This is a genomic window from Neisseria sp. P0001.S005, assembly GCF_051963715.1.
The window spans coordinates 1-371 of the sequence record NZ_JBQCTZ010000759.1; the positions used below are offsets into that span (position 1 = coordinate 1).

Annotated in this window: 1 pseudogene; it reads left to right on the forward strand. The window is 55.5% G+C overall.

What is annotated here, in order from left to right:
• Positions 1-371, forward strand: a pseudogene (locus ACTHSP_RS22730) (lysozyme inhibitor LprI family protein); the annotation flags it as partial.

Genomic DNA, 371 nt, shown 5'->3' on the forward strand with positions numbered 1-371 from the left:
GGCGTGAAAAGCATCGTCATGATAGACGGCAAACCAGTATCCAAAGAGCAGGCCATCAAGCTGCTGCAAAACCAAAATCCGGAAGAGCCGCCGACTGTTGATCCGCAAGACATCCTCGAAAACAACGCCGCCAGCCAAGCCGTCGGCTTGACCGATGATGACGATAATTCAGACTACGAAGTCCTGCGCCCTGACCGCGAAACTCCGCGCAACGAACCGCCCGGCCTCAGTCAAAGCGAACTCGACAACGCGCGTGCACAAAACCGTCAGGCAGACGGCGAGATCAACGACCTCTGGGGCGGCATGGACAGCGATGTCAAACAACAAATCCTCGGCGAACAACGCGCCTGGATTCAAAGCAAAAAACTCAA